A 12,769-nucleotide genomic window follows, 5' to 3' on the forward strand; every position below is an offset into this window, starting at 1 on the left:
GAACGTCCTACTGGGCGGCTTCGAACAGGGAGAGGACCTCGGCCTGCGGGTCGGTCAGCGTGAGCGTCACGACCGGGCGGCCGTGACCGTCGGCCAGCACGCTCGCGTCACCGGCGGCCTGTGCCTGGATCAGCTGGCCGAAGGTGAAGGGGCGGCCGGGGATCTCGAGGTCGACATCGGTCTGCTCGAGGATCTGCAGGTACACCCCCGTCGCGGGCCCGCCCTTGTGGTACTGACCGGTCGAGTGCAGGAACCGCGGACCCCAGCCGAAAGTGGTCGGGCGACCGGAGTCGGCGGCGACCAGCTCGCGGAGACCCTGCAGCTGCGGCAGGTCGAGTCGGTTGACGTACGCCTGAATGGAGACGTAGCCATCGGCGGGAAGCTGCGCCCACAGGGCATCGAGCACGCCGGCGACCGTTCCGGATGCCGCGAGCGCGGGGTCGGAGACCCGCACCTCCACGCCGTCCAGGGTGAAGGCGGGTGCCGAAGGCTCCGGGCGTGCGTCGAGCAGACCGCGGGCGGCGGTCTTGGCCGACTCCACATCAGGCTGGTCGAAGGGGTTGATCCCCAGCATCCGTCCCGCGATCGCCGTGGCGTACTCCCACACCATGAACTGCGCGCCGAGCGAACCGCTGACGAGGATCTCGCCCTCGTGACGCTCACGCAGGTGGAAGGTGCCGGCCTCGTCGACCAGGCGCACGATCTGCAGGTCGTCGGGTCGGGAGTCGAGCTCAGGCGAGACGGGGAGGAGGACGACCGGGAGGATGCCGGTGCCCTGCTTGCCGGTCGATTCGGCGATGAGCTGTTCGATCCAGTCGGGGAGTCCGACGATGTGGGTTCCGTCGGTGACCAGGCCCAGCTTGTCGCGTCGCGGGGTTCCCCCGGCGATCGCCGCGGCCAGGATGAGCGCGGGATTCTCGGGACTGTCGACGGCGACTTCGAGGAGCGTGGCCTCGGCTTCGTCGAGCAGCTCGCCGATGTCCACGCCCGCCAGCCCCGCCGGCACGAGGCCGAAGGCGGTCAGTGCCGAGTAGCGACCACCGACCTCGGGGTCGGCGTTGAAGACGCGGTAGCCCTCGGCGCGCCCGGACTGATCCAGCGGCGATCCGGGATCGGTGACGATGACGATCCGCTCGGTCGGGTCGATCCCGAGGTCGCGGAAGGCTGCCTCGAAGGTGCGCTTGGCCGAGTCGGTCTCGACCGTCGACCCCGACTTCGAGGACACCACGAGCACGGTCTGCGAGAGGCCGCCGGCCTCGCTGTCGCCGTCGAGCGCCGCGAGAACCTGGCCGGGGGCGGTGGAGTCGAGGATCACCAGGGGGACCCCCGAGGTCTGCGCGATCACCTCGGGGGCGAGGGAGGAGCCGCCCATTCCCGCGAGCACCACGCGGGTGACTCCCCGCGAGCGCAGCTCGTCGCGAAGGGCTGTGATCTCGGCGACGAGCGGACGCGACACCGATACCGCCTGCACCCAGCCGAGGCGCTTGGATGCCTCGGACTCCGCATCCGGACCCCACAGCGACGCATCGCCGGCGGTGATCCCCGACGCGACCAGGCTGGCGACCAGGCCCGGGAGCGTCTCGTCGACGACGGACTTGACACGCCCCGAGAGGTGGATGTCGAAGCTCACTGAGCCGCCTCCTCGACGCTGGCGGGCGCCGCCTCGAGAGCCGCCGCCACCGTTCCCTGCAGCTCGTGCCAGGAGGCGATGAACTTCTCCACGCCCTCCTTCTCCAGAACATCGGTGACGTCGTCGAAGTCGACGCCGACGGCCTTCAGCTGATCGAAGACCGCGTGCGCGTCGGCGTAGTTGCCGGTGACGGTGTCGCCGGTCACCTCGCCGTGGTCGAAGGTGGCCTCGAGCGTCTTCTCCGGCATCGTGTTCACGGTGCCGGGCGCGACGAGCTCGGTCACGTAAAGGGTGTCGGGGAGGGCCGGATCCTTGACGCCCGTCGACGCCCAGAGGGGACGCTGGACGCGGGCTCCCGCCTCGAGGAGCGCGGTCGCGCGATCGGTCGCGAACTCCCGCTCGTACAGTTCGTACGCCAGTCGCGCGTTGGCCACGCCGGCTCGGGACTTCAGCGCCCGCGCCTCATCGGTGCCGATCGACTCGAGGCGCTTGTCGACCTCGGTGTCCACGCGCGACACGAAGAACGACGCGACGGAGTGGATGGCGGAGATGTCGTGCCCGGCCTCCCGTGCCTTCTCGATACCCGAGAGGTAGGCGTCGATGACGGCGGCGTAGCGCTCCAGGCTGAAGATCAGGGTGACGTTGACCGAGATCCCCTCCGCGAGCACCTCGGTGATCGCGGGAAGACCCGCGAGGGTCGCGGGGATCTTGATGTGGACGTTGGGGCGGTCCACCCGGTCCCACAGCTTCTTGGCCTCTGCCACCGTCGCAGCGGTGTCGTGCGCGAGGTCGGGGGAGACCTCGATCGAGACGCGGCCGTCGACCCCGTCGGTGGCGTCGAAGACCGGCCGCAGGATGTCGGCGGCCGAGCGGACGTCATCCGTCGTGATCTCGAAGATGGTGCGGTCGACGTCCGCCCCGTCGTCGGAGAGCGCCGTGACCTGCGCCTCGTAGTCCTCGCCCTTGGCGAGGGCGCCGGCGAAGATCGTCGGATTGGTGGTGACGCCGCTGACGTTGCGGCTCTCGATCAGACCGGCCAGGTTGCCGGATTCGATGCGCTGGCGGGACAGGTCGTCCAGCCAGATGCTGACGCCCTCTTCGACAAGACGTGCGGTGGGGGTGGTCATCAGGATCTCCTCAGTGCCTCGGGGGCTCAAGAGCGCGGTGGCTCGGTGGATCAGTGGGCGGCGGCCGCGGCCGCGATGGTCTCACGGGCCGCCTCGACGACGGCCTCGGCGGTGATGCCGAATTTCTCGAACAGCGTCTTGTAGTCCGCCGACGCGCCGAAGTGCTCGATCGACACCGAGCGCCCACGATCGCCGACGATGCCGCGCCAGGGCAGGGCGATGCCCGCCTCGACCGAGACCCGAGCGGTCACGGCGGAGGGGAGCACCGATTCGCGGTAGGCCTCGTCCTGCTCGGCGAACCACTCCAGCGACGGAGCCGACACGACGCGGGCGTTCACGCCCTCGCCACGCAGCGTCTCGCGCGCAGCCACGGCCAGCTGCACCTCGGAGCCCGTCGCGATCAGGATCACGTCGGGGCGTCCGTCAGGAGCATCGGCCAAGACGTACGCGCCGCGTGCGGCGCCGTCGGCCGAGGCGAGGGTGTCGCCCGAGGCTTCGCCCTCCCCACGCTCGAACACCGGGATGTTCTGACGGGTCAGTGCGAGGCCCGCAGGGCCGGCGTGGCGACGCAGCAGCTCCAGCCACACCACGGCGGTCTCGTTGGCGTCGGCCGGGCGGACCAGGGTGAAGTTGGGGATGGCGCGCAGCGCGGCGAGCTGCTCGATCGGCTGGTGCGTGGGACCGTCCTCGCCGAGCGCGACGGAGTCGTGGGTCCACACGAACAGCGACGGGATGTTCATCAGGGCGGCCAGGCGCACCGACGGGCGCATGTAGTCGCTGAAGATGAGGAACGTCCCGCCGAAGGCGCGGGTCGGACCGTGGAGCACGATGCCGTTGATGATCGCGCCCATCGCGTGCTCGCGGATTCCGAAGTGCAGTACACGGCCGTACGGGTCGCCCGACCACTCGTGCGTGGACCAGACCTCGGGGATGAAGGACTTGGCGTCCTTGATCGTCGTGAGGTTCGACTCGGCGAGGTCGGCGGAGCCGCCCCAGAGCTCGGGGAGCTGTGCGGCCAGGGCGTTGATGACCTGACCGGAGGCCGCGCGGGTGGAGACGTCCTTGCCGGCGGCGAACACCGGCAGAGCGTCGCGGATGTCACCGGGGAGCTCCCGCGCCTGGATGCGGTCCCAGAGGGCCTTGCGCTCGGGGTGGGCTGCGGCCCAGGCGTCGAACTTCTCCTGCCACGCGGTGCGCGCCGCGGCGCCGCGCTCTCGCAGCGAGCGGGTGTGGGTGAGCACGTCGTCGGGCACCTCGAACGTCTCGTCCGGGTTCCAGCCGAGCACCTCCTTGGTGGCGCGCAGTTCGTCGGCGCCGAGGGCCGAGCCGTGGATCTTGCCGGTGTTCTGCTTGCCGGGGGAGGGCCAGCCGATGATGGTCTTCAGGATGATGATCGACGGTCGGTCGGTCTCGCCCTTGGCCTGCTCGATCGCGTCGTAGAGCGCGGCGGCGTCTTCGACGTACTGTCCGGTCTTCTTCCAGTCGACCGTCTGCACGTGCCATCCGTATGACTCGTAGCGCTTCGCTACGTCTTCGGTGAAAGCGACGTTGGTGTCGTCCTCGATCGAGATCTGGTTGGAGTCGTAGATGACGACCAGGTTGCCGAGGTTCTGGTGCCCCGCCAGCGACGACGCCTCGGATGTGACGCCCTCCTGCAGGTCTCCATCGGAGGCGATGACGTAGATGTGGTGGTCGAAGGGGGATTCGCCCGCCGGGGTCTCGGGGTCGAACAGCCCGCGCTCGAAGCGCTGCGCATAGGCGAAGCCGACCGAAGAGGCCAGGCCCTGTCCGAGCGGACCCGTGGTGATCTCCACGCCGTCGGTGTGACCGAACTCGGGGTGACCCGGGGTCTTCGACCCCCAGGTCCGCAGCGCCTTCAGATCGTCGAGCTCGAGCCCGAAACCGCCGAGGTACAGCTGCACGTACTGCGTCAGCGAGCTGTGGCCGGCGGAGAGGATGAAGCGGTCACGGCCCGGCCAGTGCGTCTCGGCCGGGTCGTGGTTCATCACCCGCTGGTACAGCAGGTACGCCGCCGGGGCCAGGCTCATCGCGGTGCCGGGATGACCGTTTCCGACCTTCTCCACGGCGTCCGCCGCCAGGACTCGGGCGGTGTCCACCGCGCGTCGATCGATCTCTTCCCACCGCAGTGCCGACACCCGGGCCGCCTTTCTCGAAGGTGCGTCCCGACGCCAGGCAATCCACGCCGAAGACCGGTGAGGTTCAGGGGATTGGGCGCGGGGCGCGCGTGTGGCTTCAGCATAGCGAAGCGGCACATCCGAGCGAGCGACTGTGACAGGCCGCGACGGGGGGTTGACATCCGCGGACATTCGCGACAGCTGCCTCGCGCCGGACGGAGCCCGCGCGCCATGACCTAGACTCGAGGGGGACTTTCTCGAGGCTCGCAACGGGGGACGATGGACATCTCAACGGCCGCCGGTGGCGCGATCACGCGTCACCGCCCGTCTCCGGGTCGTACCATCCGTGCGTACATCGCGCTGACCAAGCCTCGCGTCCTCGAGCTGCTGCTGGTCACCACGGTCCCGGTGATGATCCTCGCTCAGAACGGACTGCCGAACCTCTGGCTCGTCCTCGCGACCGTGATCGGCGGCTCGCTGAGCGCCGGGTCGGCCGCGGCGTTCAACATGTACCTCGACCGCGACATCGACGCCCACATGCAGCGCACCGAGAACCGTCCCCTGGTGACGGGGGAGGTCACCCCGCGCGGGGCGCTGGTGTTCGCCTGGTCGCTCGCCGTGGCATCCACTCTCTGGCTCCTGGTGACGACCAATCCGCTCGCCGCCGGCCTGTCGGCGGGTGCGATCTTCTTCTACGTCGTCATCTACACGATGATCCTCAAGCGCCGCACCGAGCAGAACATCGTCTGGGGCGGCATCGCCGGGTGCTTCCCGGTGCTGATCGGATGGACCGCGGTGACGGGGTCGCTGTCGTGGACGCCGTTCGTGCTGTTCCTGCTGGTGTTCCTGTGGACGCCGCCGCACTACTGGCCGCTGTCGATGAAGTACCGCGGTGACTACGCGGAGGTCGACGTGCCGATGCTCGGCGCGACCCGCACCGGCTCGCAGGTCGGGCTGCAGGTGATCCTCTACGCCTGGGCGACCGTGGCGTGCTCGCTGCTGCTGATCCCCGTCGCCGGGATGGGACTCGTCTACACCGTGTCGGCTGTGGTGTTCGGCGGCTGGTTCATCTACGAGTCGCACCGCCTGTACAACCGAGCGGTTCGTGGCACCGAGCCGCGACCCATGCGCGTCTTCCACGCCTCGATCTCGTACCTCACGCTGCTCTTCGTCGCGATCGCCGTCGACCCGCTCCTGCCCTTCTGACGCGCGGCGCGCCTCCTCCCGCGCGTCGGTGCCGCGGGGATCGAGCGTGCCACGGTTCGTTCGCGATATTCCGGCCGTGTGGAGGGCGATCGCCGAGTCTGAGAGGGCGTGAACCTCTCCTCCCCAACCGCTGACACCAGCGAGTCCTCCCCAGATTCGTCGCGGGCGCCCGGGCGGATGCGGCTCGGCAGCGAGGATCGTGGCGTGATCACTTCGAAGACGGCGAGGCAGTTCGATCAGATCGAGCGGATATCCCTTGCACGCGGCGGCGTCGTGCGGACCGCACGGCTTCTCGAAGAAGGGGTGAGCCGGCACACGCTGGCCACGGCGCGAGAGTCGGGTCTGCTGCTTCCCCTCCGTCGAGGATGGGTCGCTACGCCCGGCGCCGACGCGGAACTGGTTGCCGCCGCCCGATGGGGCGTCGTGCTGGCCTGCGTGACATCCGCCCGTCGTCACGGGCTCTGGGTGCTCGAGGAGGATCGCGCGCATGTGGCGTGCGCTCCCCATGCCACCGGCGCACGGCCCGATCGTGCAACGGTGCACTGGGCGAGGCCGCCGGTGCCGCGGCATCCGGACGACCTCGTCGACCCCCTTCCGAATGCTCTCGTGCTCGCTGCGTCGTGCCTCCCCCGCGAGGAGGCGCTCGTCATCTGGGAATCGGCCTTTCGACTGCGGATGATCGATGCGACGGTTCTCGGGCGGATGGCCCTCCCGCCCGCCTCTCGAGAGTTGCTGGCCCTCGCCCGCCCCTTCTCAGACTCGGGCTTGGAGACGCTCTTCATCGTGCGGCTGCGCTGGCTTCCGGTCGCCATCACACCCCAGGTCTGGCTGGCCGGGAAACCCGTCGACTTCCTCATCGGCGATCGACTCGTCGTCCAGATCGACGGCAGTCACCACGTCGGCGCGCAACGCGCCCGGGACAACGCCCACGACGCTGAGCTGATGCTCCTCGGCTACCACGTCCTTCGCGTCGGCTACGCCGAGATCGTCGAAGACTGGCCCGCCGTGCAGCGACGAATCCTCGATGCGGTCGCGCAGGGCCTGCACCTCGCTCGCTGACACGGAGATCTCCCTCCGCGCGGCCACCCTCGACCGATGCGTCCGAGGTTCGGCGAATCGCCGAGGAAGGGACGGAGGAAAGCGTGGGACGAACGAACAGCGACGCGCCCGCGAGGGTGGGAGGGCGCGGGGGCAGGAAGGCGGGGCAGGGAGGCGGGATCAGGCGCCGACGCCGGCGCGAGCCTCCGACGCGTCACGCGTGTCGACGGGCACGCCGCCGGTCACCGGTCGGGTCAGGTGAAGCACCACCGCGGTCATGGCTGCCGCCGTGAGCGCGGCGAGGACCATGTGGATGCCCACTGCGAGGATCGGCAGGCCGTTCCGGGCCTGGAAGAGCCCCACGGCGATCTGGATCAGCTCTGCCCCGAGCAGGATGATGCTCCATCGTGCGAGGAGAGGGGTGCGGTCGCGTTGCCGCCATGCGCCGACGACGAGGGCGATCGTCAGAGCGAACAGCACGTAGCTGGGCCATGCGTGGATGTGCTCGAGGAGTTCGGCGTCGAACCCGCTCCTGCCGGCGTCGGCGTCGCCCGAATGCGGGCCGGCCCCGGTGGTCAGGATGCCGAAGACGATCGTGACAGTCATGGCCGCGACCGCGGCTCTGGTCGTCCAGCGCAGCCACGCGGGGACGGCGGTTTCGCGTGGCAGATCGGGGCGGTTCATCCGGACGAGGAAGGCCGCGGTGACGCACACGAGGACGACGGAGACGACGTAATGGAAGCCGACGATGAACGGGTTCAGACCCGTCAGCACCGTGATCCCCCCGACGAGAGCCTGCGCGACGACACCGATCAGCACCACCCAGGCCAACATCACGAGGTCCTGCCGCGTCGACGTCGTGCGGACGGAGCGGATCGCAGCCGCGATCACCGCGGCGAGCAGGACGCCGTTGGCGAGCGGTCCCGCGGGGATGTCGAGGGCGATGCCGAGCGCCAGGGCTGCTCCCGCGCCCGCGATTCCGCCGGCAGCGAACCACAGGGTCGGCGCGAGTGCTCGGCGACCGCCGGTTCGCAGCACGATCAGAAGGACGACGGCCAGCGCGAGGATCCCCACGACGCCGGTGAGCGTGCGGTTCCCGAACTCGATCACGCCGTGGATCCCCATCTCGGGCGTGGGGACGATCGAATCGGCGGTGCACCGCGGCCAGGTGGGGCAGCCGAGCCCCGAACCGGTCAGCCGCACGGCCCCGCCGGTGCCGATGATGAGGACCTCGGCGACGAAGGACAGCCACGCGAAGACGCGGAGAGGACGACTCATGCCATCAGGCGCACGGCGCGGGCGAGTCGACACGGGCGCGGGCGCGGACATGCGGGGACCTCCTGGGTCGGATGCCGCCGGGCGCCCGGCGCGGGCCGGGGGGAAGGCGGAACCTGTAGAATCGAGGGGTTCGGTCGCGCGCCCTCGGGCGCAACCCCTTCTGAACAGTTTAGGCGTCCGGCGCGACGCCAGGAGCGGGCCGACCCCGCGGCATCCCTGCCGTTTCTCCCCGAGGCAGGGGGAATGTCAGAACGGAGACATCCGTTGGGGCCCCTAGAGGAGAGTGTGACGATGTCGGATGTACTGATCGATCGCCCGGAGCTCGAAGGCCTGGGGGTGTACGAATTCGGATGGCACGACACAGACGCCGCGGGAGCAAGCGCCCGTCGTGGCATCAGCGAGGCGGTGGTGCGTGACATCTCCGCGATGAAGAACGAACCCGAATGGATGCTGAAGAACCGTCTGAAGGGGTTCCAGCTGTTCGGGCGCAAGCCCATGCCCACGTGGGGCGCCGACCTGTCGGAGATCGACTTCGACAACATCAAGTACTTCGTGCGCTCCACCGAGAAGCAGGCGCAGTCCTGGGAGGACCTCCCTGAGGACATCAAGAACACCTACGAGCGGCTCGGCATCCCCGAGGCCGAGCGGGCGCGTCTGGTCGCCGGCGTCGCGGCGCAGTACGAGTCCGAGGTCGTCTACCACCAGATCCAGGAGGACCTGGAGCGCCAGGGTGTCATCTTCATGGACACCGACACCGCGCTGAAGGAGCACCCCGAGTTCTTCGAGGAGTACTTCGGCACCGTGATCCCCGCCGGTGACAACAAGTTCGCGGCTCTCAACACCGCGGTGTGGTCGGGAGGCTCCTTCGTATACGTCCCCAAGGGCGTGCACGTCGACATCCCCCTCCAGGCGTACTTCCGCATCAACACCGAGAACATGGGGCAGTTCGAGCGGACGCTGATCATCGCCGACGAGGGGTCGTACGTCCACTACATCGAGGGCTGCACCGCCCCGATCTACAAGAGCGACTCCCTGCACTCGGCCGTGGTCGAGATCATCGTGAAGAAGAACGCCCGCGTGCGGTACACGACGATCCAGAACTGGTCGAACAACGTCTACAACCTCGTCACCAAGCGTGCCGTCGCCCACGAGGGCGCCACGATGGAATGGGTCGACGGCAACATCGGCTCCAAGGTGACGATGAAGTACCCGTCGATCTTCCTGGTCGGCGAGCACGCCAAGGGCGAGACCCTCTCCGTCGCCTTCGCCGGTCCCGGTCAGCACCAGGACGCCGGCGCGAAGATGATCCACATGGCGCCGTACACCCAGTCGTCGATCGTGTCGAAGTCGATCGCGAGGGGCGGCGGTCGCGCCGGCTACCGCGGCGAGGTGAGGGTGGACGCCAATGCGCACCACTCCGCCAACACGGTGCGCTGCGATGCGCTGCTGGTCGACACGATCTCGCGATCCGACACCTACCCGGCGATCGACATCCGGGTCGACGACGTGCAGCTCGGTCACGAGGCGACGGTGTCGAAGGTCAGCGAGGAGCAGCTGTTCTACCTCATGAGCCGCGGTCTGCCCGAGGACGAGGCGATGGCCATGATCGTCCGCGGGTTCATCGAGCCCATCGCCCGTGAGCTGCCGATGGAGTACGCGATGGAACTGAACAAGCTCATCGAGATGGGCATGGAAGGCAGCGTCGGCTGAATGAGCTCCACCACGCAGGCACCCGTCGCGGTGCCGGGATCCACAGCGCACACCGACGGGGGGTGGGGGCTGGCTCCCATCCAGACCCGCTCCGAGCGTCCGCAGTCCTATGACCCGGCTGACTTCGGCGCCCCGACGGGCCGAGAGGTCAACTGGAAGCACACCCCGATCGAGCGTCTCGCGCCGCTGTGGCAGACGGATGCCGCGGCGGCACGCCCGGCAGGCATCACCGTCGGTGAGCACGTCGGCGTGACGGTCGACGCCCTCGCCCCGGGTTCCGCGCCGCGTGGCGAGGTGTTCACGCCCGAGGACTACCCGGCGGCACTGGCCTGGGTCCGCTCGCCCGAGGCGACACGCATCCGGCTGCGGTCGGGAGCCGAGCTGTCCGAACCCGTCGTCGTCGACGTCGTCGCGGACACGGCGGCCACGTTCTCCCACCTCGTCATCGAGGCCGAACCGAACGCTCGCGGCACCGTGCTGCTGCGTCACGCCGGACCGGCACTCCTCGCGCAGAACGTCGAGATCATCGTCCGTGACGGCGCCGCCCTCACGGTCGTGTCGGTTCAGCGCTGGGACGACGACGCCGTTCACGCGGCGGCGCACCAGGCCCGGGTCGAGCGCGACGGCTCGCTCACGCATGTGGTGGTGAGCCTCGGCGGCTCGGTCGTCCGGGTGAACCCGTCCGTCGAGCTGGCAGGGGCAGGGTCTCGCGCTCAGCTCTACGGCGTGTCGTTCTCGGACTCCGGTCAGCACCTGGAGAGCCAGGTCTATCTCCACCACAAGGGCCCGCACACCGTCGGAGACGTGCTCTACAAGGGCGCCCTCCAGGGTGAGAGCGCCCGGAGCGTCTGGATCGGCGACGTGCTCATCGGTCGCGACGCCGTGGGAACGGACTCGTACGAGGCCAACCGCAACCTCGTCCTCACCGACGGTGCCCGTGCCGACTCGATCCCCAACCTCGAGATCGAGACCGGCGACATCGCCGGCGCCGGTCACGCCAGCGCCACCGGGCGCTTCGACGACGAGCAGCTGTTCTACCTGCAGGCCCGGGGCATTCCTGAGGCGGAGGCGCGGCGGCTGGTCGTTCTGGGCTTCCTCGGCGAGATCGTCCAGCGCATCGGCATCCCGGCGCTGGAGGACGAGCTGATCGCGGCCATCGAGCGCGAACTCGAGGAAGGAGCGGCCGCGTGAGCGCGACCCGCGTCTGTGCCCTCAGCGACCTCGAACAGGACTCCGCCCTGCGTGTGGAGGTGGACGGGGTGGCCATCGCCGTCGTCCTCGACGCCGCCGGCGAGGTCCACGCCATCGGCGACACCTGCACGCACGGCGACATCTCCCTCGCCGAGGGCTTCGTCGACGGTGACACGCTGGAGTGCTGGGCCCACGGCTCGGCGTTCTCGCTGCGCACCGGCAAACCTCTCAACCTCCCCGCGTACGAACCCGTCCCGGTCTTCGAAGTGACCATCGACGGCGACGACGTGCTCATCGACCCGAATGTGAAGAAGGACATCTGATGACTGTGCTCGAGATCCGCGACCTCCATGTCACGGTCGAGACCGACGCCGGGACCACCCCGATCCTCAACGGCGTGACCCTGACCGTCCGAACCGGCGAGACCCACGCGATCATGGGGCCCAACGGCTCCGGCAAGTCGACGCTGGCCTACACGATCGCCGGACACCCGAAGTACACCGTCACGAGCGGCTCGATCACGCTCGACGGCGAAGACGTGCTGGAGATGTCGGTCGACGAGCGGGCGCGGGCGGGGCTCTTCCTCGCCATGCAGTACCCGGTCGAGATCCCCGGTGTCACGGTGACCAACTTCCTGCGCACCGCCAAGACCGCGATCGACGGCGAGGCGCCGGCGATCAGGACGTGGACGAAGGATGTCAAGGCGTCCATGAAGAGCCTCCGCATCGATCCGAAGTTCGCCCAGCGCAACGTCAACGAGGGGTTCTCCGGCGGTGAGAAGAAGCGTCACGAGATCCTGCAGCTCGAGCTGCTCAAGCCGCAGATCGCCGTGCTCGACGAGACCGACTCCGGTCTCGACGTCGACGCGCTGAAGATCGTCTCCGAGGGTGTCAACCGCGCCAAGCAGGACACCGATCTCGGTGTGCTTCTCATCACGCACTACACCCGCATCCTCCGCTACATCCGCCCCGACTTCGTCCACGTGATGGTCAACGGCCGCATCGCGGAAGAGGGCGGCCCCGAACTCGCGGAGCGGCTCGAGGAAGAGGGCTACGACCGCTTCATCGGCGATGAGACGCCGGTCGACGCCTGAGATGACCCCGCGTAGGATGCAGCCATGACCGCGACGCTCAGCCCGGAGAAGTTCGACGAGGTCACCGAAGCCCTCAAGGACGTGATGGACCCCGAACTGGGGATCAACGTCGTCGACCTGGGTCTCATCTACGATCTCGCGTGGGATGACGAGAACGACGCCCTCGTCATCCACATGACCCTCACGTCGGCAGGGTGCCCGCTGACCGATGTCCTCGAGGAGCAGACCGCTCAGGCGCTGGATGAGGTCGTCGAGCGCTTCCGCATCAACTGGGTGTGGATGCCGCCGTGGGGTCCCGAGCGGATCACCGACGACGGGCGCGACATGATGCGCGCGCTCGGCTTCGCGATCTGACACAGGG

At 69.0% G+C, this 12,769-nt stretch carries 11 protein-coding genes; 7 read left to right on the top strand and 4 right to left on the bottom strand.

What is annotated here, in order from left to right; all coding sequences use genetic code 11:
* Positions 1–7: 7 nt before the first annotated feature.
* The 3 genes from FBY40_RS09420 to tkt are packed head-to-tail and all read right to left on the bottom strand — an operon-like array spanning position 8 to position 4,913.
* Positions 8–1,630, bottom strand: coding sequence for a glucose-6-phosphate isomerase (locus FBY40_RS09420; RefSeq protein WP_141938236.1), 1,623 nt, complete (start codon positions 1,628–1,630; stop codon positions 8–10).
* Positions 1,627–2,757, bottom strand: a complete 1,131-nt coding sequence (gene tal / locus FBY40_RS09425; protein ID WP_141938238.1) for a transaldolase — start codon at positions 2,755–2,757, stop codon at positions 1,627–1,629. Before tal ends, FBY40_RS09420 begins: the two co-directional genes overlap by 4 nt.
* Before the next feature lie 50 nt (positions 2,758–2,807).
* Entirely contained in the window at positions 2,808–4,913 is a 2,106-nt protein-coding gene (tkt, locus tag FBY40_RS09430; RefSeq protein WP_141938240.1) for a transketolase, read from the bottom strand.
* A 258-nt stretch (positions 4,914–5,171) separates the two neighbouring features.
* Here tkt and FBY40_RS09435 point away from each other — a divergent pair, with 258 nt between their 5' ends.
* A complete protein-coding gene (locus FBY40_RS09435; RefSeq protein ID WP_141938242.1) occupies positions 5,172–6,098 on the top strand; it encodes a heme o synthase in 927 nt (308 codons plus the stop codon).
* Between the two features lie 204 nt (positions 6,099–6,302).
* Positions 6,303–7,157 (top strand): type IV toxin-antitoxin system AbiEi family antitoxin domain-containing protein, encoded by an 855-nt coding sequence (locus FBY40_RS09440; protein WP_235014747.1) that lies wholly within the window; start codon positions 6,303–6,305, stop codon positions 7,155–7,157.
* Between the two features lie 159 nt (positions 7,158–7,316).
* On the opposite strand, the gene FBY40_RS09445 is transcribed toward FBY40_RS09440, so the two are convergent.
* On the bottom strand, positions 7,317–8,414 hold the full coding sequence (locus FBY40_RS09445; RefSeq protein ID WP_141938244.1) for a COX15/CtaA family protein: 1,098 nt from the start codon (positions 8,412–8,414) through the stop codon (positions 7,317–7,319).
* A 291-nt stretch (positions 8,415–8,705) separates the two neighbouring features.
* On the opposite strand from FBY40_RS09445, the gene sufB reads away from it, so the two are divergent.
* Genes sufB through FBY40_RS09470 form a run of 5 tightly spaced genes read left to right on the top strand, consistent with a single transcriptional unit; the run spans position 8,706 to position 12,762 of the window.
* Positions 8,706–10,124, top strand: a complete 1,419-nt coding sequence (sufB, locus tag FBY40_RS09450; protein ID WP_124293084.1) for a Fe-S cluster assembly protein SufB — start codon at positions 8,706–8,708, stop codon at positions 10,122–10,124.
* The gene (gene sufD, locus FBY40_RS09455) at positions 10,125–11,315 is read left to right on the top strand and encodes a Fe-S cluster assembly protein SufD (RefSeq protein ID WP_141938246.1); all 1,191 of its coding nucleotides are present in this window, start codon (positions 10,125–10,127) and stop codon (positions 11,313–11,315) included.
* On the top strand, positions 11,312–11,638 hold the full coding sequence (locus FBY40_RS09460; protein WP_141938248.1) for a non-heme iron oxygenase ferredoxin subunit: 327 nt from the start codon (positions 11,312–11,314) through the stop codon (positions 11,636–11,638). Before sufD ends, FBY40_RS09460 begins: the two co-directional genes overlap by 4 nt.
* Positions 11,638–12,408: a Fe-S cluster assembly ATPase SufC gene (sufC, locus tag FBY40_RS09465; RefSeq protein ID WP_141938250.1), complete on the top strand. Its 771-nt coding sequence runs from the start codon at positions 11,638–11,640 to the stop codon at positions 12,406–12,408. The genes FBY40_RS09460 and sufC overlap by 1 nt, the downstream gene beginning before the upstream one ends.
* Positions 12,409–12,432: 24 nt before the next feature.
* Complete coding sequence (locus FBY40_RS09470; RefSeq protein ID WP_124293088.1) at positions 12,433–12,762, top strand: metal-sulfur cluster assembly factor; 330 nt, start codon at positions 12,433–12,435, stop codon at positions 12,760–12,762.
* The last annotated feature ends 7 nt before the right edge of the window (positions 12,763–12,769 follow it).

Origin of the sequence: Microbacterium sp. SLBN-154 (assembly GCF_006715565.1) — a bacterium.
Taxonomy (GTDB): domain Bacteria; phylum Actinomycetota; class Actinomycetes; order Actinomycetales; family Microbacteriaceae; genus Microbacterium.

Bases quoted from the DNA above. Each gene is read 5' to 3' on its own strand.
- FBY40_RS09435 (WP_141938242.1), top strand. From the start codon at position 5,172: ATGGACATCTCAACGGCCGCCGGTGGCGCGATCACGCGTCACCGCCCG.
- FBY40_RS09470 (WP_124293088.1), top strand. From the start codon at position 12,433: ATGACCGCGACGCTCAGCCCGGAGAAGTTCGACGAGGTCACCGAAGCC.
- tal (WP_141938238.1), bottom strand. From the start codon at position 2,757: ATGACCACCCCCACCGCACGTCTTGTCGAAGAGGGCGTCAGCATCTGG.
- sufB (WP_124293084.1), top strand. From the start codon at position 8,706: ATGTCGGATGTACTGATCGATCGCCCGGAGCTCGAAGGCCTGGGGGTG.
- sufC (WP_141938250.1), top strand. From the start codon at position 11,638: ATGACTGTGCTCGAGATCCGCGACCTCCATGTCACGGTCGAGACCGAC.
- sufD (WP_141938246.1), top strand. From the start codon at position 10,125: ATGAGCTCCACCACGCAGGCACCCGTCGCGGTGCCGGGATCCACAGCG.
- FBY40_RS09445 (WP_141938244.1), bottom strand. From the start codon at position 8,414: ATGAGTCGTCCTCTCCGCGTCTTCGCGTGGCTGTCCTTCGTCGCCGAG.